Source organism: Litoribacillus peritrichatus, assembly GCF_039537985.1.
Lineage (GTDB): Bacteria > Pseudomonadota > Gammaproteobacteria > Pseudomonadales > Litoribrevibacteraceae > Litoribacillus > Litoribacillus peritrichatus.
Genome location: NZ_BAABBN010000004.1, coordinates 1321059 through 1339904 on the forward strand (window position 1 = coordinate 1321059; position 18846 = coordinate 1339904).

18 protein-coding genes are annotated in these 18846 nt (G+C 43.9%); 7 read left to right on the top strand and 11 right to left on the bottom strand.

The genetic code is table 11. The features are described from left to right. Positions 1-79 precede the first annotated feature (79 nt). The gene (locus ABD744_RS07190) at positions 80-2371 is read left to right on the top strand and encodes an ATP-dependent helicase (protein WP_344796916.1); all 2292 of its coding nucleotides are present in this window, start codon (positions 80-82) and stop codon (positions 2369-2371) included. 41 nt (positions 2372-2412) lie between these two features. Here ABD744_RS07190 and ABD744_RS07195 read toward each other — a convergent pair whose 3' ends face one another. The 7 genes from ABD744_RS07195 to ABD744_RS07225 all read right to left on the bottom strand — a co-directional run bounded on the left by ABD744_RS07195 (position 2413) and on the right by ABD744_RS07225 (position 9041). After that, complete coding sequence (locus ABD744_RS07195) at positions 2413-3426, bottom strand: GNAT family N-acetyltransferase (RefSeq protein WP_344796918.1); 1014 nt, start codon at positions 3424-3426, stop codon at positions 2413-2415. 42 nt (positions 3427-3468) lie between these two features. Beyond that, a complete protein-coding gene (locus ABD744_RS07200) occupies positions 3469-4638 on the bottom strand; it encodes a JmjC domain-containing protein (protein WP_344796920.1) in 1170 nt (389 codons plus the stop codon). A gap of 94 nt (positions 4639-4732) precedes the next feature. Then, a complete protein-coding gene (purB, locus tag ABD744_RS07205) occupies positions 4733-6109 on the bottom strand; it encodes an adenylosuccinate lyase (protein ID WP_344796922.1) in 1377 nt (458 codons plus the stop codon). A gap of 39 nt (positions 6110-6148) precedes the next feature. Then, the gene (hflD, locus tag ABD744_RS07210) at positions 6149-6778 is read right to left on the bottom strand and encodes a high frequency lysogenization protein HflD (protein WP_344796924.1); all 630 of its coding nucleotides are present in this window, start codon (positions 6776-6778) and stop codon (positions 6149-6151) included. A 41-nt stretch (positions 6779-6819) separates the two neighbouring features. Next, positions 6820-7905 carry a tRNA 2-thiouridine(34) synthase MnmA gene (mnmA, locus tag ABD744_RS07215; protein ID WP_344796926.1) on the bottom strand — a complete coding sequence of 362 codons (1086 nt, stop codon included), beginning with the start codon at positions 7903-7905 and terminating at the stop codon, positions 6820-6822. Positions 7906-7929: 24 nt separating this feature from the next. Further along, the gene (locus tag ABD744_RS07220) at positions 7930-8379 is read right to left on the bottom strand and encodes an NUDIX hydrolase (protein WP_344796928.1); all 450 of its coding nucleotides are present in this window, start codon (positions 8377-8379) and stop codon (positions 7930-7932) included. Positions 8380-8435: 56 nt separating this feature from the next. Continuing rightward, a complete protein-coding gene (locus ABD744_RS07225; RefSeq protein WP_344796930.1) occupies positions 8436-9041 on the bottom strand; it encodes a pseudouridine synthase in 606 nt (201 codons plus the stop codon). A gap of 91 nt (positions 9042-9132) precedes the next feature. On the opposite strand from ABD744_RS07225, the gene ABD744_RS07230 reads away from it, so the two are divergent. Next, entirely contained in the window at positions 9133-9468 is a 336-nt protein-coding gene (locus tag ABD744_RS07230; protein WP_344796932.1) for a putative signal transducing protein, read from the top strand. Between the two features lie 36 nt (positions 9469-9504). Here ABD744_RS07230 and ABD744_RS07235 read toward each other — a convergent pair whose 3' ends face one another. After that, positions 9505-11157, bottom strand: coding sequence for an electron transfer flavoprotein-ubiquinone oxidoreductase (locus ABD744_RS07235; RefSeq protein WP_344796934.1), 1653 nt, complete (start codon positions 11155-11157; stop codon positions 9505-9507). 484 nt (positions 11158-11641) lie between these two features. On the opposite strand from ABD744_RS07235, the gene ABD744_RS07240 reads away from it, so the two are divergent. From ABD744_RS07240 to ABD744_RS07250, 3 genes are all read left to right on the top strand, one after another. Continuing rightward, positions 11642-12391 carry an electron transfer flavoprotein subunit beta/FixA family protein gene (locus ABD744_RS07240; protein WP_344796936.1) on the top strand — a complete coding sequence of 250 codons (750 nt, stop codon included), beginning with the start codon at positions 11642-11644 and terminating at the stop codon, positions 12389-12391. Next, a complete protein-coding gene (locus ABD744_RS07245) occupies positions 12391-13320 on the top strand; it encodes an electron transfer flavoprotein subunit alpha/FixB family protein (RefSeq protein WP_344796938.1) in 930 nt (309 codons plus the stop codon). The genes ABD744_RS07240 and ABD744_RS07245 overlap by 1 nt, the downstream gene beginning before the upstream one ends. A gap of 91 nt (positions 13321-13411) precedes the next feature. Continuing rightward, positions 13412-13765 carry a hypothetical protein gene (locus ABD744_RS07250; protein ID WP_344796940.1) on the top strand — a complete coding sequence of 118 codons (354 nt, stop codon included), beginning with the start codon at positions 13412-13414 and terminating at the stop codon, positions 13763-13765. On the opposite strand, the gene ABD744_RS07255 is transcribed toward ABD744_RS07250, so the two are convergent. Beyond that, positions 13762-14340, bottom strand: a complete 579-nt coding sequence (locus tag ABD744_RS07255) for a DUF501 domain-containing protein (protein WP_344796941.1) — start codon at positions 14338-14340, stop codon at positions 13762-13764. The genes ABD744_RS07250 and ABD744_RS07255 overlap by 4 nt on opposite strands. A gap of 123 nt (positions 14341-14463) precedes the next feature. Between ABD744_RS07255 and bamJ the strand changes: the two genes are divergently transcribed. Next, positions 14464-15093, top strand: coding sequence for a BamJ family beta-barrel-assembly machinery protein (gene bamJ / locus ABD744_RS07260; protein WP_344796943.1), 630 nt, complete (start codon positions 14464-14466; stop codon positions 15091-15093). A 137-nt stretch (positions 15094-15230) separates the two neighbouring features. Then, positions 15231-15788: a lipid-binding SYLF domain-containing protein gene (locus ABD744_RS07265; RefSeq protein ID WP_344796945.1), complete on the top strand. Its 558-nt coding sequence runs from the start codon at positions 15231-15233 to the stop codon at positions 15786-15788. A 16-nt stretch (positions 15789-15804) separates the two neighbouring features. On the opposite strand, the gene ABD744_RS07270 is transcribed toward ABD744_RS07265, so the two are convergent. Next, positions 15805-17616: a methyl-accepting chemotaxis protein gene (locus tag ABD744_RS07270; RefSeq protein ID WP_344796947.1), complete on the bottom strand. Its 1812-nt coding sequence runs from the start codon at positions 17614-17616 to the stop codon at positions 15805-15807. 196 nt (positions 17617-17812) lie between these two features. After that, positions 17813-18733, bottom strand: a complete 921-nt coding sequence (locus ABD744_RS07275; protein ID WP_344796949.1) for a LysR family transcriptional regulator — start codon at positions 18731-18733, stop codon at positions 17813-17815. Between the last annotated feature and the right edge of the window lie 113 nt (positions 18734-18846).

Sequence of the window (18846 nt, forward strand, 5' to 3'; positions counted from 1 at the left end):
AGTACAAACAGTTTGTTTAAAGATACATAGGCAGACAAATTGTTTAAAATCGCACTTCAGAGATGGAGTGCGATTTTTTATGTCTTTAACAGCAGAACAAAAAGCAGTAATACATCACCCGGGAGGCCACGCGAAAGTCATGGCGGTTGCCGGTGCGGGTAAAACCACCACTCTGGTGTATTTTGTTCTGCAGTGTCTCAAAAGAAATCTTCCTGCAAAACGTATCTTGGTTTTGATGTATAACAAAGCAGCTCAGGAGGACTTTACGCGTAAGTTGCATAAGTTACATCAAAGTTATTCAAATGACTTTGAAGGAGGTGCACTTCCAGAGGTTCGTACTTTTCACTCGTTAGGCCTCAGGATTTATAAGCAGCTCATTCAACAAGGTCACTTACCCTCATTTGATTCAAAATTACTTACCGATGGTGAGGTTGAAAGCCAGGTTTGGCGAATATTACAGCAATGTGCAGATGCTGAAACAGCGAAAGATATATTGGATCAGAAAGGCAAATGGGTGGAGCCTGCCGTTAATTTCATCGACTTGGTTAAATCTACCTTGAAGCCACCCGAGGTGGTATTTGAGGCCTCAGGTTTGCCAGCTCAATGCCGTTTTTTTGCTGATGTTTTTACGGCGTTTGAACAGTGGCGTAAAGCTCAAAAACGAATAACTTTCAGCGATATGCTGTACGACCCTTGTTGCGTATTTCACCGGCAGCCTGAAGTAGCGGCTGTTTTCTCCGGGCATATGATGCAAATCATTGTGGATGAGTATCAGGATATCAATGAAATCCAGCAATTCCTGGTGTCGACGCTTCGGGGAGATCGAGGGGATTTGATGGTGGTGGGAGATCCGGATCAAACCATTTATGAGTTCAGGGGTTCCAGGCCGGAGTTTATGACAACTGAGTTTGATCAGGCGTTTTCGGGGGTGAGTTTATATAACCTATCGAATACCTTTCGATATGGGCATCGTCTTTCGTTGTTATGCAATCATTTGATTTCAAATAACCCTAACCGCGACGGAGTATTGTGTCTTTCACATTCGTCCAACCCTAAGACATCTTTAACTCATCGGGTGACGGCTGATTACGCGAAAGAGATTATTTCAGTCATTCGAGAAGAGTCAGAGCGAACCCCGTTAAAGGATATTGCTGTTTTAAATCGAATTTGGGCCATCAGTGCACCCATTGAACTGGCATTTCTGGAAAATAATATTCCTTATCGGTTGGATCACTCACTCAGTGTTCTGGATCGATACGAGCTGGCACCATTTGAAAGTTTGTTGTTAATTGCAGCGGGCAGATACGAAACACTGGAGCCGCAGGCGAAAAGTAAGTTGTTGATGACTCTGTTGACGAACCCTTATCCAAAGATTCGCCGTACGGTGCTGCAGGACATTGTTCGGGTGGCTGTTCAAATGTCTGATGCGCAACCGGGATTGGCGATACGGCAAGCGATGCCGGAGACGTTGTCCAATCGACAGGCGGATCAGCTGCTGGTTCGTTCTCGCCTGATGGACGATGCTCAGGCCGGTCGCTTTCGGGCGGCTAAGCTGCTTTCCAAATACTTTCATGCAACTGACATGGAGGAGGGGATTCGGGAGGGTGCATTTTCTTCTCAGCAAATTGACGACAGGCTTGAAACTGTCAGGGCGTTTATTCGCTATTTTCGCGGACTTGATCTGAGCTCAGATACAGGCTGGCAGTACTGGCAGGATTTACGCAGTAAGCGCCAGAGCAAAAGTAATGATGGGGTGCGTTTAACCTCAATGCACCGATCTAAAGGGCTGGAGTGGTCGTGCGTAATTATTCCGGGCTTAAGTGATCGCTTTATGCCTTATCGGCCTGATGGTGAGCTTACCGTGCCTGCCTCGGTTGAAAGCGAGCGACGCCTATTGTACGTCGCGATGACGCGAGCCAAAGAGCGCTTGTATCTGTTAACGCCAGAGGTTAAAAAAACAGCGAAAAAGGGAGAAAAACAAGAATCAAACTCCCCGTTTTTTTATGAACTGCAATATGAGTCTTCGGATCTGATAGGGACGGCGATTGATAAGTCTCAGCAGCCTGTGTTGAAAATTCCGGCGACAGCTCAAGATATCAGCAAGGAGTACCTGGTTCGTACAGGTCATGAAATAACACTGGATGTTTCTGTGGACGAACAACGGTTAAGTGGCGTACCAGATTACTTTTCCAGAAATGCGGGCAAGAGAAAGTCAGGCCAGAAAAGTGAGCAAAGGGTATTTCATCAGACGTATGGAGAGGGCGTGATTATCAGTGATGAGGCGAGGTATTGGGTGATTCTGTTTGATACCGGTGAGCAAAAGCAATTTGATAAGCGAGTGGCTGCTCAGTATTTAGATTTTTTGGTCTAGTGTACGAGTGGAGTTCATCCACTCGTTTCTTTGGTTGTTATTTAATAAGTAGTCAGTCTCAAATCTGGAATCGAGCGACTCTTTAACCAGAAATCGTCGAATAAATTCATTTCTTTAGCAATTTCAGAACGATTGGTGGTTACTGAGCCGTTAATGGTTCGGTCTCGCCCTCGTATGCTCATCTGGCCGTTATCAGAAATCATGTATTCGCGATAATCTATTTCGTCATCGGCCGGGATAAACTTACGTATTGCAATGGAAGACGGCAGTTTTTCATAGAGAGACCTTAGCCCGTGTGTCCCGGTTATCAGGCTTTTTTCGCTCATAACCAGCACCTGAATTTCTGTATAGCGGCTTCGTCGGCAGTGGTTGCTTAGAATCTCAATCAGTTGGTGGTTGCCAAAAAGCTGCGGATGCAAAATGGGCGAATATATTTTTAAAATTCTGCTGGTGCTCGACGCAACGCCCTTGAGTGCTTCAAGATAAGAACTTAGATCATTAAATGTTTGGCCGTGAAAAGCCTCTGTATTGTTGTCTGCTTCTGTATTTTGTGTGCTTGTAGAAGATTTTTTTGCAGTAAAGTCCAGATAAACCGTAGATGCCTTTTTGGGTTCTTCCCGGTTGATGTTGTAAACCATTTTTTGAGAGGGCAGGTCTCTCTCAATGATGGGTTCGCCTTCTTCTTTGAAGCCAAAGTGGACATAAAAAGGGGCGATTCTGATGTCTTCAACGATAGTCAACTTCGTTAGTTTGGTATGCTCTTTAGCGTATCTGATGACAGACTCTATGAGTTTATTTTCGATGCTTTTATGCATCCACTCGGCGGTCGTCTGAGGCTTGGAGATGTCTCCGTTTTCTGTAAGGCGGCAAGTGGCTATGGGGGTTTTATGCTCGTCAAAAGCGATAAAGTGATGGGCGTTATAGTCATGCACATCAAATGCCTGCGAAACAGGAGTATGGCTTTGAAGCGCCAGTAAGGGTTTCAGATTTCTGAGGATGACTTCTCCTGATTGCCAGGAGACCATATCTACGGTGATGTTTTCTGTTGTTTCCATGCCTTGTGCCTTTACAACTGCGGAGCAAGGCATGAAAGTTGATTACTCAACGTATAGCCAGTCTTGCTCGTATAAGTGCCTTATTATGCTTATGTTTTCGTGCGTTGTAAGAAGATTAATATGGTTGTTAATCGGAATGCAACGTTCTTGGCATAAAAGTGCAATTAAGTCTTTATTTTCAATGATGCATTCAATCTTAGACCCGTTTACAAACAACTCAAATAGTGACCCGTTTTCTGTATTTGATTCTGTGTAAACAAAGCGGGTTTGTTCACTTCTTCTTAATTCTGTTGATGACTTCAGGATGTCTGTCATTTCCTGGTTTGTTATTTCGAAGGGGATTTCATCTTTATTTTCTTCATATTTGGGCTCGCTCATGAAGCCGGCAAACCATTCCTTTATAGCTTCTTTATCATCCAGTGCTTGTTGAATGACGCTTGAAAGCTGGCTGATGGTTTCTTCTGTGATTAATCCTGGGTTGGTTGACCCGGTTGAGTCTGTGTCTGTAAAGCGAAGGTCTTGCCCTAGTTTGTCTGCAACAAAGCTTGAAAAGGACTCCAGAATTTCTCCATGGGAAGGCGCACGAAATCCAACTGAATAGGTTTGGCAAGGGGTTTTGGCAACACCAAGATGAGGAATGCGTGGTGGAATATAAAGGAGGTCTCCCGGCTTTGTCAGCCACTCTTCTGTGGCGTCAAATTCAGTCAGGATGTGTAAAGGCGTGTCTTTTCTGAATTCCGTAGAGGCATCGCAAGGTGCGCCAATTTGCCAAAGGCGTTCACCTTCGGCCTGAATAAGAAAGACATCGTATTGATCGTAATGAGGGCCAACACTGCCTTCCGGCGCTGCGAAGCTGATCATGAGGTCATCAAGGCGCCAATTAGGAATGAAATTGAAGTGATCCAAAAGCTGGCTGGCTTGTGGAATGACTTGGTCTACTGCTTGTACCAACAGTGTCCAGCCTTCCTCAGGAAGGTTTGCAAAGGTTTCATTGTCAAACGGGCCATTTGATAATTCCCAGGGGTGTGCCTTGCCATTTTCGATAATGATTCGGGATTCAATGTTTTCTTCGCAGGATAAACCGGCAAGCTCATCAGCTGTTATCACGGCTTCAAAATCGGTGAAAGCATTGGGAATAAAAAGAGGCTTTTTTTGCCAGTATTCTGCGAGGAATTCTTCTTTGGTGATTCCTGCGTTTTTAAATATGTCCATTATTGTTCCTCGCGGATGGGTTGTGGCGATTTTGTGTAAGCCTAAAACAAAATAAGGGCCATGCGGCCCTTATTTTTGTAAAACACTCTAAATGTTAGATGTTTTTTGCTTGCTCGATGGCGTTACCAATGTAAGTTGCAGGTGTCAGATCAATTAACAGCTGTTTTGCTTCGGCCGGTATTTCAAGTGTCTCAACGAACGCTTGCATGCCTTTTTGATCAATCGTTTTACCACGAGTCAATTCTTTTAGCTTCTCGTATGCACCTTCGATGTTATAGCGGCGCATAACGGTTTGAATTGGCTCAGCCATAACTTCCCAAGCGTTATCTAAGTCTTCCAGTAGCTTATCTGCATTCAATTCAAGCTTGCTAATGCCTTTTAGCGTTGACTGATAAGCAATTTGAGAGTAACCAAGACCGACACCCAGGTTGCGAAGAACAGTGGAGTCCGTAAGGTCACGCTGCCAGCGAGAAATTGGTAGCTTAGCTGAAAGGTGCTGCATGATTGCGTTGGCAATGCCCAGGTTGCCTTCTGAGTTTTCGAAGTCAATCGGGTTAACCTTGTGCGGCATCGTTGATGAACCCACTTCACCGGCAACAGGGCGCTGCTTGAAGTAGCCTAGTGAGATGTAAGACCAGATGTCGCGGTCAAAATCGATCAGGATCGTATTGAAACGGGCAATCGCGTCGTATAACTCAGCAATGTAGTCGTGAGGCTCAATTTGAGTGGTGTATGGGTTCCATGTAAGCCCCAGACCCTCAACAAAACCTTTTGCATGAGCTACCCAGTCAACGTCCGGATAGGCAGAAAGGTGAGCGTTGTAATTACCAACAGCACCGTTGATTTTGCCCAAAAGTTTCACGTTTTTAATCGCGTTTAGCTGAAGCTCAAGACGGGCAACTACGTTTGCCATTTCTTTACCCATGGTGGTCGGCGAAGCCGTTTGACCATGAGTACGAGAAAGCATTGGTTTATCGGCGTAATCATGAGCTAACTTGCGAATGGCTTCAATGACATTGGTCATTTCAGGAAGAATGGTCTCTTCAAGGCCGCCAGACAACATAAGGGCGTGTGATAAGTTATTGATGTCTTCTGACGTACAGGCAAAGTGTACAAACTCAAGAACGTTGTTGAGTTCCGCGTTATCTTTAATGCGTTCTTTGATCAGATACTCGACCGCTTTTACATCATGATTGGTGCCGCCAGGACCTACTTCAATTTCTTTCACTCGATCAGCTTCAGCTTCAGTAAAAGAATCGACCAGAGAGTTCAGAATGGCGTTAGCTTCGTCAGAAAAAACAGGGACTTCTGTGATAGCAGGGTTGTTAGCTAGCGCTTGTAACCAGCGAACTTCAACTTTAACTCGATTTCTGATCAAGCCGTACTCACTAAAGTGATTACGAAGTGCTTTGGTTTTACTGCCGTAACGGCCGTCGACTGGAGAAAGAGCGGTTAACGCATTAAGGTTCATTGTTGTTACCATTTTTTTGGCTAGTGTGTGTTTTGTTTATTAAGGGTTGGTGTTTAATAAACGCTCAGCCGCTTGTAAATACTGACGGCGAGAGAAGATAAGATGCCAACGTCTGCCACCGACTTGCCGCCACAATATTGCTGCGCGAACACCAGCCAATAGAATGGCGCGTATTTTCTCAGCATTGTGGGGTGTTTGAAGGTAGGTCGGGTTACCATTTACCTGAATTCGGAATTTTAATGTACTGACTGTGTCTTTGTAGATATCAGCAATGGAGCGAATGACATTTTCATGGGTGATGTCAAAGTGCTCAAGTTGTTTCTCTAGCTGCTCTAATCGAACAGAGATAACATTCAAAAGTTCGGAGTCACGACGAATCCTTGATTCAATATGAAGCAATGATATTGAATAGCGCAAGGCATTAGGTGTAATGCCCTGTGACTTTGGCGTCATGAACTCTTTAAGAGACTGAATGCCCTGACGGATATTCATCAGGTTATTACCAAAAACGGCAAGAGTATCATCAGGCGCTGTGTTCAAAAGAGACTGAAGACTGTTCTCAAGCGTGAATGAATTGCAATTTCCGCTATTGGCAATCTGATCCACCATTTGTGCGGCTTGAAAAACGCCGGCAAGGGCAATGGCTCTGTCTTCAATTGTATGCTTCAAGTTAGTTTCTCAATCCAATAAGTGATTAATGAATACTGTATTTACTGATGATTAAATGTCGATTCGATGACACCGCCACCCAGACATACATCGTCTTGATAGAAAACGACGGATTGACCGGGTGTAACCGCTCTCTGAGGTTCATCAAAGATAACGCGGTAACTTCCCGTTGCATCTTTGCTTAATGTGCAGTCTTGATCGCTTTGGCGGTACCTGGTTTTAGCTTTAAGCTTGCAAGGCAGTTCATTCGGTTCTCCATTCACCCAATCCACTTTGCTGGTGTTTAAACCGTCACAGAAGAGTAGGGGGTGTTGAGCGCCCTGTACGACGATCAAAACATTTCTGTCGAGATCTTTTTGTGCTACATACCAAGGATCTTCACTGTAGTTGCTCAGGCCGCCAATGCCGAGGCCTTGTCGTTGGCCCAAGGTATGATACATCAGGCCGTCATGGCGACCGATGACATCGCCGGTGTCTGTCTCTATGTTACCTGGTTGTGCTGGAATGTACTGTTGCAGAAAATCTTTAAAACGACGTTCTCCAATAAAGCAGATGCCGGTGCTGTCTTTTTTATTGTGAGTGATAAGTCCGTGCTCTTCCGCAATGCGTCGGACTTCAGGTTTTTCAAGTTCACCCACAGGGAACAGGGTTTTTAATATTTTGTCGCCGCCGACAGCGTGCAAAAAGTAACTTTGGTCTTTGTTGGCGTCGTGACCTTTAACCAGTTCAGCCACGCCATCATTCATTTGCTTTTTGCAGTAATGGCCGGTTGCAATAAAATCTGCACCTAAGTGCATGGCGTAGTCCAGAAAAGCCCGGAACTTCACTTCTTTGTTGCAGAGGATATCCGGGTTTGGCGTTCTGCCTGCTTTGTACTCTTCAAGGAAGTGTTCGAAAACACGATCCCAGTATTCAGCTGCAAAGTTGGCTTTATGGAGTTTGATGCCGAGTTTATCTGCCACTGACTGTGCATCTTTCAGGTCTTCCATGGCAGTACAGTATTCGGTGCCATCATCTTCTTCCCAGTTTTTCATGAACAGGCCTTCAACATCATAGCCTTGTTGCTGAAGAAGAAGGGCGGCAACTGAAGAGTCTACGCCACCTGACATACCAACGATTACTTTCATGAAATAGTCCGAAAAGAAGTTAAATTAAATGAGTTCGTAGATCACATCCAAAGGTAGATGGGGGCGATTAAGGTAATCTTCAATGCATTTCAATACCAAAGGGCTTCTCATTTTTTCTGGCTGGGCTTTGATTTCATCGAGCGTCATCCAGCAAGCGCCAATAATTCCATTATCCAGCTCAGCGTTAGGGTTATAGCTTTCTTCTGTCGCGGAGAAGCAATAGCGATGATAAATAACCCCGTTTGATGGTGCTTTATAGATGTACATGCCGATGAATTTATTAATTGAAACTGTATAGCCGGTTTCTTCGATGGTTTCTCGTATCGCGGCATCTAAAACAGGTTCATCGGCTTCGATGTGTCCGGCAGGCTGGTTGTAGACTTCTTTGCCGTTCGAAGAAAGCTCCTTGACCAGCAAAAATTTTCCGTCTTTCTCAACGATCGTTGCAACAGTGCCGTGCGGGGTCCAAACCATATTTCTTAACCAGTAATGAAAAATTGGCGGTATTCTAAGTTAATTTGCCTCCGGTGTTAAATCTTCTTTGATTTTCTTTTGGTTTTAGGGTGATGAGAGGTCTGCTTGGGGGTTGGCATGTTAATAGTGAGCTTTTTGTGTTCACCGGGTTTTAGCGAGTCAAGGGACCATGGTCCGATGGATATTCTTATTAATCGAAGGGTGGGATAGCCAACATTGGCAGTCATTCTCCGGACTTGCCTGTTCTTGCCTTCAGTTATGGTCAGTTTGATCCAGGAGGTTGGGATGTTATCGCGTTTGCGTACGGGTGGCACTCTATCCCAAAGATCATTTGGTTGATCAATGATGGCTGCTTTGGCCGGTCTGGTTTTTCCGTCCTTAAGCTCTACGCCGTTCATCAGTCGTTTGATTGCGTCTTGGGTGATTTGCCCTTCCACCTGAGCAATATAGGTTTTAGGCATTTTTTGTTTGGGGTTTGCGATTTGATTTTGCAGCTGTCCGTTATTGGTTAATAGAATCAAACCTTCTGAATCATAATCGAGTCTGCCTGCAGCATAGAATGCTTTGTCTTCGATGAAGTTTGCCAGTGTTTGTCTTCCTTCTGGATCGGTAAACTGAGATAAGACGTTGAACGGCTTGTTTAGCATGATTAGATTACTCATGAGTGCAGATGTCGCTTACTTTTCTATAAACAGCTATTTTCTTATAAACTATTCTCTAAGTAAAACAATGGCTGGGAATGCGTGATAAATCATGATGGAATCAACAGTGCTTGAAGATAAGCAATTGGTGTTTACTCACCCAAATTCGTTTTTAGTGATGAATGCTAAAAATTTGCTGGATATCAATCGGATTAATGCTGAAGTCAGAAATGAATTTTCGGTTGGTGCGGTTGGTGAGCTTTCGTTTGTTGATGTTTGGCCGGAGCTTTGGGTAAATCGTTGGCAGGCTGCGAAGGCAAAGGATGTATTGGCTGATATCGAATGTGATTTATCATCGGGTATGTGGTGTTGCTGCAATTGCAAAGAAGAAAATGAAGTGTCATTCGAGAGTTGTTGGTCGTGCTCTCAGGATAGAGCGGATGATTAAAAAAACCGGCTTTCGCCGGTTTTTTAATTCTGAAGATTACATGTTCGGATAGTTTGGTCCGCCAGTGCCTTCAGGAGCAACCCAGGTAATGTTTTGGCTTGGGTCTTTAATGTCACACGTTTTACAGTGAACACAGTTTTGAGCGTTGATCTGGAACTTCTCAGAACCGTCTTCTTCGCTTTTAACGATTTCATAAACACCGGCAGGGCAGTAGCGTTGCGCTGGCTCTGCATACATAGGCAGGTTCTGCTGCATAGGGATGTTAGGATCAGTCAGCTGAAGGTGTACAGGCTGATCTTCTTCATGGTTCGTATTCGACAGGAATACAGAAGAAAGACGATCAAAGCTTAATACGCCGTCAGGTTTAGGATAGCTGATCTCTTTACACTCAGACGCAGGCTTCAGCATTTCGTGATCAGGAGTTGGGTCCTGAAGCGTGAACGGAAGTTTACCGCCAAAGATGTTCTGATCGATGAATGTGAAAGCACCGCCGCCCCAAAGTCCCAGCTTATGCATTGCAGGGCCGAAGTTACGTGCTTTATGCAAATCTTCGTACAACCAGCTGTTTTCGAACTTAGCCGCAAATTCAGTGATGTCGTCATTCGCACGACCAGCCTGAAGTGCTTCGAAAATAGACTCAGCTGCAAGCATGCCAGACTTCATGGCAGTGTGAGAGCCTTTGATTTTCGCAGCGTTCAAAGTGCCTGCATCACAACCTACTAGCATACCGCCAGGGAATGTCATCTTAGGAAGTGCCTGAAGGCCGCCTTTAGCAATTGCACGAGCGCCGTAAGATACGCGCTTGCCGCCATCCAGATACTGCTTGATCACAGGATGGTGCTTGTAGCGTTGAAATTCTTCAAACGGGCTCATGTATGGGTTGCTGTAGCTTAGGTCAACAATCAAACCAACCACAACCTGGTTGTTTTCGATGTGGTACAAGAAAGAACCACCGCCAGTGCCGTCTTCCAATGGCCAGCCAGCTGTGTGAACAACAAGACCTTCTTCGTGCTTGTCTGGGTCAATGTCCCAAAGCTCTTTAATGCCGATGCCGTAGTGCTGAGGGCCTTTGCCTGCATCCAGATTAAAGTCTTTAATCAGACGCTTGCCAAGGTGTCCGCGACAGCCTTCAGAGAAAACAGTGTACTTGGCGCGAAGTTCCATACCTGGCATGAAGCCGTCTTTTTGCTCGCCATCCATGCTAATGCCCATGTCACCGGTGATGATGCCCTGAACATTGCCATTTTCGTCTTTAATTACTTCTTGTGCAGCAAAGCCCGGGAAGATTTCTACGCCCAGTTCTTCTGCTTGCTCACCCAACCAGCGGCATACGTTACCAAGGCTGACAATATAGTTGCCTTCGTTATGCATAGGCTTTGGAATAAATGCTGCTGGTGTTTTAAATGCTTTTTCTTCGTCGCGAAGAACGTAGATGTCGTCTCTTACTACAGGCGTATTTAAAGGCGCGCCTTTTTCTTTCCAGTCTGGAATAAGCTCATTAAGTGCTCTTGGTTCAAATACAGCACCAGAAAGAATATGTGCACCAACTTCGGAGCCTTTTTCGACTACACATACTGTAAGCTCTTGTTCAGCTTCATTGGCTTGTTGCATTAGTCGTATCGCAGTTGAAAGGCCAGAAGGGCCCGCACCAACGATGACGACATCGAACTCCATTGAATCTCTTTCCACGTCTATTCTCCTCACGCTGTTTTTGAACACGCGTTTTATTGTGGTCGAACCACTTATCTATCATCAGGTAGCCATACTTTGTATGAATTGTTTGCTATAAGAATAAGTTACAACAAAATTCGAACTACCGTTTAAAACGGGCGCATTATAAATAACTATTTTGAAAATCGCCAATTTCTTAAGTTATTTCTGTTTGGTAACGAAAAATAACATAACCAACTGATTAAGTTTGAATCACTTTGTCTATAAATTAGACAAATATTAGCAGTATATTGATATGAGGCACCTGAAATACGTGATTTATATTGACCTGCGCGTATTTTGGAGGCAGTATGTGGCCGCTTATTTCGCTGATGTCGATGTTTTTTACACTGTGTAAAAGCATGGATTATCTGCCTGGGATACTGGCATTGGTTTTGATTTATAAAGCCGGAAAGTAATTTTTGTCAGTACTAATACACCCATTGATTTAAACGAGGAATCTATGAAGGTTCTTGTTGCTGTTAAACGCGTAATTGACTACAACGTCAAAGTTCGTGTTAAGCCTGATAATACTGATGTTGATTTGGCTAACGTCAAAATGGCTATGAACCCTTTCTGTGAAATTGCTGTTGAAGAAGCAGTTCGCTTAAAAGAGAAAGGCGTTGCTACTGAAATCGTTGTTGTTTCTATCGGCGATAAAAAGAGTGAAGAGCAGATCCGTACTGCCCTTGCACTAGGTGCTGATCGCGGTATCTTGGTTGAGACCGACGAAAATGTATCTTCTTTGACTGCTGCGAAAATCCTTAAAGGTCTCGTAGACAAAGAAGAGCCAAGCATTGTACTACTTGGTAAGCAGTCTATCGACTCTGACAACAACCAAACTGGTCAGATGTTGGCTTCTTTGGCTGGTCTGCCACAAGGTACATTCGCATCTGAAGTAGTAGTGGATGGCGATAAAGTTAACGTTACACGTGAAATTGATGGTGGTTTGCAGACTGTTGCATTGAACCTACCAGCAGTTGTAACTACTGACTTGCGTTTGAACGAACCTCGTTACGCAAAACTACCTGATATCATGAAGGCTAAGCGTAAGCCTCTTGATAAGACTACTCCTGCTGATCTAGGTGTAGAAGTAGCTTCTAAAGTAGCGACTCTAAAAGTTGAGCCACCTGCTGAGCGTTCTGCTGGCATTAAAGTGGGCAGCGTAGAAGAGCTTGTTGAAAAACTTAAGAACGAAGCGAAGGTACTATAATGAGCACTCTAGTTATTGCAGAACACAATAACAGCGCACTAGCACCTGTTACTCTTAATGTTGTAACAGCAGCTAAAGAGATCGGTAATGAAATTACTGTTCTTGTTGCTGGTGCTGACTGTGGCGCAGCTGCTGAGCAAGCAGCTAAAGTTGACGGTGTTGCTAAAGTTTTAGTAGCAGACAACGCAGCTTACGCTAACCAATTGGCTGAAAACATGGGTCTGCTAATTGCTGACCTAGGTAAAGGCTTTACTCACATCCTTGCTGCTGCAACAACAAACGGTAAGAACTACTTGCCACGCGCTGCTGCTGCTCTTGATGTTGAGCAAATTTCTGACATCGTACGTGTAGATAGCGCTGACACTTTTGCTCGCCCAATCTACGCTGGTAACGCTGTTGCTACTGTTCAGTCTTCAGATGCTATCAAAGTGATCACGGTTCGTGGTACTTCTTTTGATGCTGCAGCTGCGGAAGGTGGTTCAGCGGCTGTTGAAGCTGTAGACGCAGCTCACGATGCTGGTATCTCTGCATTCGCTGGTGAAGAACTGGCTAAGTCTGACCGTCCTGAACTGACTGCTGCTGACGTAGTTATCTCTGGTGGTCGTGGTATGCAGAATGGCGACAACTTTGAATTGCTATACAAAGTTGCTGACAAGATCGGCGCTGCAGTAGGTGCATCTCGTGCCGCTGTTGACGCAGGCTTCGTACCTAACGATATGCAGGTTGGTCAAACTGGTAAGATCGTTGCTCCTCAGCTTTATATTGCTGTTGGTATCTCTGGTGCTATCCAGCACTTGGCAGGTATGAAAGAGTCTAAAGTGATCGTTGCAATCAACAAAGACGAAGAAGCACCTATCTTTAGTGTTGCTGATTACGGTCTGGTTGCTGATCTGTTCGAAGCAGTACCTGAGCTTGAAAAGCTTGTGTAATTCGCTTTGAATACGAAAAACCCGCTTCGGCGGGTTTTTTATTGCCTAAAATTAATAATAAGACCTTTTTAAAAAACTTAAAGAGCATTTTATGCTTCTGATTTTTGCTGCAACGTTAATTCTGATGTCTATGGTGTTTTTTCTGTTTCTTATTTTAAGAAGGGCAAGCCCGAGGCTGACGGAAAAAGATTTTCAAGCTACTTTGACGCAAGCCATTAGCGGCAACTTAACAACGGATGAGTGGTTGGTGTTTCTTTCTATGCCGATACAACATGACCCTTGGCTGGAAGCGGTTCGCCAAAAGTTATTTCAGATTGATGAAGATTACTCCATTCGGTCAGTGGTTTCTGCAGAACTGCCCAAGTGTATGTTCTCCAGGGAGGGCCTGGAGTTATTAAAAGACGTTCAGCAAAATATTCCTAAACGCCCGTATCGGGAGTTTTAAAATGAAAGCTCTAAAAGACCGTCCGCTTTAACGCGGGTTCTGAAATCAGATAAAGATTCAGAGAAATCCAGAACATTAAATCTGTCATTTAATATCTGACCGATCTGATTGTTGTCGGATACGTGATGTGCAACTTGCATGTGTAAGCAGCGAATTTTATGAAAACACTCAATGCCGCCGATACCACGGCCTTCCGTGAATTTTTCATAAATGCCGATGCTTTCCAGAAATTGTATGTCTTCGGAGGACAGCTCTTTGTTTCGAATTGACTGATAGCGTATTTGGTCCTGATAAAAAGCCGCCTTAAGTTCAGCGTTATGCTCTATATATTCTTCAAGAGGTTTAACGAGACGCTGAGACTCCAGAAAGTTAATTTTTTCAATAAGCAATTCATGACACAACCAGAAGTGGGTTGGAAAAGGGGTGTTATCGACGACACACTTCATTTTGAGCGCAATCGGCAGGCCTTTCGGGTCTCTGGCAGAAACAGCTAGTATGCCTCTCGGCACGCGACCCAGAGTAGCTTCTATGTATTTAAGGTCTTGTTCAGTAGCCGGAGATAATGAAGAATTCATAACGAAATAGGGAGCCTGATAAATTAATAACAACAAATTTTCCGCTATTTTAGGGTCTAGTAAATTTTTATGATAGAGTTACCGACCTCAATCTGACATTAATTCTGGAAACAAGGTTTATACATGTCTCGTACAACAAAAGATGCACTGAATACCTCGCATGAAAAAGTAAGCTACGGTATTGGTCGACAAATGGGTACACAGCTTAAAGGCAATGACTTTAAAGGCATTAATATTGAGTTGGTTCTTGCAGGTTTAGCTGATGCCTACGAAGGCATTGAAGATCTTGTTGGAATGGAAGAAATGAGCAAGGCTTATACTGAAATTCAAGCACAGATTCAGGCTGAAGTTGCGAAAGAAAGCGAAGCTAATATTGCTCTGGCTAATGAGTTTTTAGCAAAGAACGCCGAGCGTGAAGGCGTAAAAGTAACTGAAAGCGGCTTGCAGTTTGAAGTGCTTGTAGAAGGTAAGGGTGAAATTCCTGAAGCCACTTCAACGGTTAAAACGCATTACCATGGTACTTTCATTGATGGTCGTATGTTCGACAGCTCTGTTGAGCGTGGCGAGCCAGCAACATTCCCGGTGAACGGTGTTATCCGTGGTTGGACTGAAGCCCTGACAATGATGCCTGTTGGCTCTAAGTGGAAATTGTTTATACCTTCTGAATTAGCTTATGGTTCACAAGGCGCATCGGGTTCTATTCCACCTAATACGGCACTTGTATTTGAAGTAGAATTGCTAGAGATTGTATAAATCTTAACTCTTTGCTTGAAAAAGCCGTCAAAAGCCCAACATTGCACTGCATGTTGGGCTTTTTCATATTTGATTCACTTTCTTTCTCTGATTCTATTAGTACAATGCCGTCTTAGTCTTTGATTGACAGGTAATTCATGAAAACTTTTCTTCGCGTCCTTACAAACTATTCATCCGCTTTATTATTTTCTCTTGTGGCTTTTTCTTCCTCGTCGCAGGCAGCGAGTAAAGTTGAAATTGATGCTAAATCTTACGCTTCCGTTCAGATTTTGAAAGAAGAAATTCCAGGGGCCTCTGATTTGATAGAGCAGGCCTATGCAATGCTGGTTTTTCCGGATGTTCTTGGTGCAGGCTTTTGGTTGGGAGGAGAATACGGAGAAGGTAAAATGTACGTAGAAGATTACACCTACGGGTATTACAACTTGGTGTCTATGTCATTCGGTTTTCAAATGGGTGCTCAGGTTAAATCCGAAGCCATTTTATTTATGACGAAAGAGGCTTTTGATAGTTTTGTGAAAATTGATGGTTGGGAAGCAGGTGTGGACGGCAGTATTGCTGTGGCTGAATTTGGTGCGGCAGGGACGATTGATACGAACATCTTACAAAAGCCCATTATCGCGTTCGTGTATTCCAATAAAGGGCTTATGTACAACCTGTCTCTGGAAGGCTCTAAAATTTCAAAAATAGAGCGTTGAGACTACTTTCAACCGGTTAGACTTTGAATTGAGATACCAGCTCACTTAATTCATTGGCAAATTCAGTGAGCTGAGTTGCCAGTTGGGTGACTTGCTCTGATACTTCATAGTTTTGACCGCTGACGTCTTCAATTGTGATTACGTTTGAGTTCATCTCCTCAATGGCTTGGCTCTGTTCTTCGGTAGCTGTTGCTACCTGGAAGTTCATGTCATTTATTTGATCTACAGCCGTTCGGATCTCAGTAAGCGCTATTCCGGCTTCATTAACAGAATCGACCGTTTTGTTGGTGGATTCTTGCCCCCGATTAATCACATCCACTGCTTTACGAGAACCACTTTGAAGTTGCTCGATCATTTTCTGGATTTCATCGGTCGACTCTGCGGTTTTTTGGGCCAGGCTTCTCACTTCGTCTGCGACTACAGCGAAGCCTCGGCCTTGCTCACCGGCTCTGGCTGCCTCAATTGCTGCATTCAGAGCAAGCAGGTTGGTTTGTTCTGAAATTCCACGAATGGTATTCAGAATACTTCCTATGGACTCAGACTGTTGGCTCAGTTCATGGATTACCTGTGCGGCGTTACTCATATCATCGGACAGAGACTGAATCTGTGAAATGGATTCTTTGACGATGACGTTTCCTGATTCAACACGGTCGGTGGCATTTCTGGCAATATCCGCAGCATTATTCGCGTTTTGTGCGATTTCCTGAATTGTCGAACCCATCTCGGCCATCGCTGTGGCAAGGGACTCAATACTGCGTCTTTGTTCGTCCGTTTGCAGTTGACTGAAGTTTGCTTGTTGATGAACATCCTCAGACAAAGACAGCACGCCATTGGAACGTTGTGCCACTTGCATGATGATGTCTTGCAGCTTGGTTACGAATTCATTGAAGCCTTTTGCTACTCGACCGATTTCATCGTTACTGTCAGATCGAATTCGTTTGGTTAAATCGCCTTCACCGGAACCTATGTCTTCTAATAATGCAGCAGTGATGCCCAGTGGCTTGATTGTGCGAATGATTAAAACAGCAATAATAATCAGTGAAACTACGATGATGAAAACTGTTATGAAAAGGGTAGTGACTACGGAGTTGTTCAGGCTTTCGTAGAGTTCGCTTTCTGGAATGATGCCAATCAAGTAGTAATCCAGTTCAGGCAGGTATTCTGAGGCCAATAAATAATCCAAACCGTCAGCGGTGTTTTGAAACGTACTGTAACTGTTGCCTGAGATTATGGAGTCAGATAATCCATCGAACACAGGAAGCTTGGATATCTGTTGACCGATGTTGGATTGATTTGGGTGAATGATGATTTTTCCTTTGCTGTTTGCAAGCAACACGTAGCCAGTTTTTTCCAGCTTGAACGCCCGAATGGAGTCGCTTAAATCATCAACGTTTAACCCTAAGCCTGCAGCGCCTTTACCGCCTGCAACTCGATAGTTAAGAAACAGAGTAAGTGGGCCTGTGCCTTCAAAATAGTCCAGACTTAAATCTACTTTTTTACCTGAATTCAAAAAACCGTAAAACCATTGGTCATTGGAGTTACTGCTACTGACCTGCTTTATGATGCCGTTCTCGGTGTAATAATTGTTAGTTTGGTTCGATACAAAAAAGACCACGCCTGCGTTAGTCGATTGTTTTATCTGTGTGAAGTACTTTTTGAAATTATCCAGTAGGCCAGGGTCTTCATTGTTGTTGATCCAGTCATTGATGAAGTAGTTTTCTGCGATGAGTTTCGCGCTACTCATAGGGGCTGCAATGTGCGCTTTTATGGATTGTGAAACACTGGCTAACGAGGCAGGAAGCTGCTGACCCAACAATCTCTCGCTCATGATATTCCTGACAAGGTAATTATTAACGCTGGCGCTCACCAGCATTGCGAATAAAAAGGCAATGGAAGTGAACAGCGTTAGTTTTTTTTGTATGGAGAGATTTTTGAACACAGCAGGCACCTTTAAAATACAACTTATTAAGGAGTATAGATCGGCTGCTTAATTAAGAAACTTTAACTATTTAAGAATTCTTTAGTTAATAAGTGGTTGGTTTTGAAGAAGTTTGCTGAAAAAGCGTCAGGATGCTGCTGACTAGCCATTCAATTTCAGGCTCTTTACTTCTCATTTTGTTGACATACAAGTGAATGTCTACAGACGGTGACTCTATCGGAAATGCATGAATATTCAAACCAGAGTGTTTAGATTTTAACAGTTGAGCATAGCTCTCAGGGATGGTTAATAATAAGTCTGTATTTGAGACGACCTGGCAGGCAGCAAAGTAATGTTGGCAGCGTAATGTAATGTTCCGATTTAATCCGTAGCGGTTCAGTTCAACGTCTTCAATTGCGGCTCCGGATGCACGATAGGAGGCCACAACATGGTTCATGTTTAGGTAAGTTTCTAAGTCTAATACTGTTTTTATGTTTGGGTTGTTTTTTCTTGATACCACACACAGTCTTTCACTGATGATTTGTTTTCTTGAAATCAGTTCTGACACTGGCTGTGCAACATCAATGATCAGGTCTACCTGACCGGAAGACAAATCATTCTCCATTGTTTTTCGGTTGTGTCTTAAGCTAACGATCTTAATGCCTGGCGCAGTTTTTTGTGTTGCTTCGATTAAAGGCGGTAAACAAGTGGACTCCAGCGCATCTCTTAGCCCGATCTTAAAAAGATTGGTTGCGTTTTCCGGAATGAATTCAAGATTGGAAAGTAAGGTTGTATTTAATGTAGCCAAAGCGTTTCGGACATCGTGTATTAAGCGTTTTGATAGCGGCGTCGGCGTCATCTGATGGCCTTGCCGAACAAACAAGGCATCATCAAAGTGGCCACGGAGCTTTGCAAGGGAGTGGCTGATTGCCGGTTGTGTAATGTGAAGTGTATTGGCTGCCTTCGTTAAGTTTCCTTCATTGTAGATTGCTTCAAACACCGTAAATAAATTCAGGTCAACCCGCATCAAGCAACACTCCTTTTTCAGACTATTAGTAATTCTTATTCATCAGGATTAGAACTATTCATTGGATTGATCTTAAGGCAAAGCTTAGTATCAATACAAACCTATTTATTGGA

What these genes read in the sequence shown, in the direction of transcription:
- ABD744_RS07190 (WP_344796916.1), top strand. Translation starts at nt 80, where the DNA reads ATGTCTTTAACAGCAGAACAAAAAGCAGTAATACATCACCCGGGAGGC.
- ABD744_RS07200 (WP_344796920.1), bottom strand. Translation starts at nt 4,638, where the DNA reads ATGGACATATTTAAAAACGCAGGAATCACCAAAGAAGAATTCCTCGCA.
- ABD744_RS07265 (WP_344796945.1), top strand. Translation starts at nt 15,231, where the DNA reads ATGAAAACTTTTCTTCGCGTCCTTACAAACTATTCATCCGCTTTATTA.
- ABD744_RS07255 (WP_344796941.1), bottom strand. Translation starts at nt 14,340, where the DNA reads ATGAATTCTTCATTATCTCCGGCTACTGAACAAGACCTTAAATACATA.
- mnmA (WP_344796926.1), bottom strand. Translation starts at nt 7,905, where the DNA reads ATGAAAGTAATCGTTGGTATGTCAGGTGGCGTAGACTCTTCAGTTGCC.
- purB (WP_344796922.1), bottom strand. Translation starts at nt 6,109, where the DNA reads ATGAACCTTAATGCGTTAACCGCTCTTTCTCCAGTCGACGGCCGTTAC.
- ABD744_RS07240 (WP_344796936.1), top strand. Translation starts at nt 11,642, where the DNA reads ATGAAGGTTCTTGTTGCTGTTAAACGCGTAATTGACTACAACGTCAAA.
- ABD744_RS07230 (WP_344796932.1), top strand. Translation starts at nt 9,133, where the DNA reads ATGATGGAATCAACAGTGCTTGAAGATAAGCAATTGGTGTTTACTCAC.
- ABD744_RS07225 (WP_344796930.1), bottom strand. Translation starts at nt 9,041, where the DNA reads ATGAGTAATCTAATCATGCTAAACAAGCCGTTCAACGTCTTATCTCAG.
- bamJ (WP_344796943.1), top strand. Translation starts at nt 14,464, where the DNA reads ATGTCTCGTACAACAAAAGATGCACTGAATACCTCGCATGAAAAAGTA.
- ABD744_RS07245 (WP_344796938.1), top strand. Translation starts at nt 12,391, where the DNA reads ATGAGCACTCTAGTTATTGCAGAACACAATAACAGCGCACTAGCACCT.
- ABD744_RS07195 (WP_344796918.1), bottom strand. Translation starts at nt 3,426, where the DNA reads ATGGAAACAACAGAAAACATCACCGTAGATATGGTCTCCTGGCAATCA.
- ABD744_RS07275 (WP_344796949.1), bottom strand. Translation starts at nt 18,733, where the DNA reads ATGCGGGTTGACCTGAATTTATTTACGGTGTTTGAAGCAATCTACAAT.
- ABD744_RS07220 (WP_344796928.1), bottom strand. Translation starts at nt 8,379, where the DNA reads ATGGTTTGGACCCCGCACGGCACTGTTGCAACGATCGTTGAGAAAGAC.
- ABD744_RS07270 (WP_344796947.1), bottom strand. Translation starts at nt 17,616, where the DNA reads ATGAGCGAGAGATTGTTGGGTCAGCAGCTTCCTGCCTCGTTAGCCAGT.
- ABD744_RS07250 (WP_344796940.1), top strand. Translation starts at nt 13,412, where the DNA reads ATGCTTCTGATTTTTGCTGCAACGTTAATTCTGATGTCTATGGTGTTT.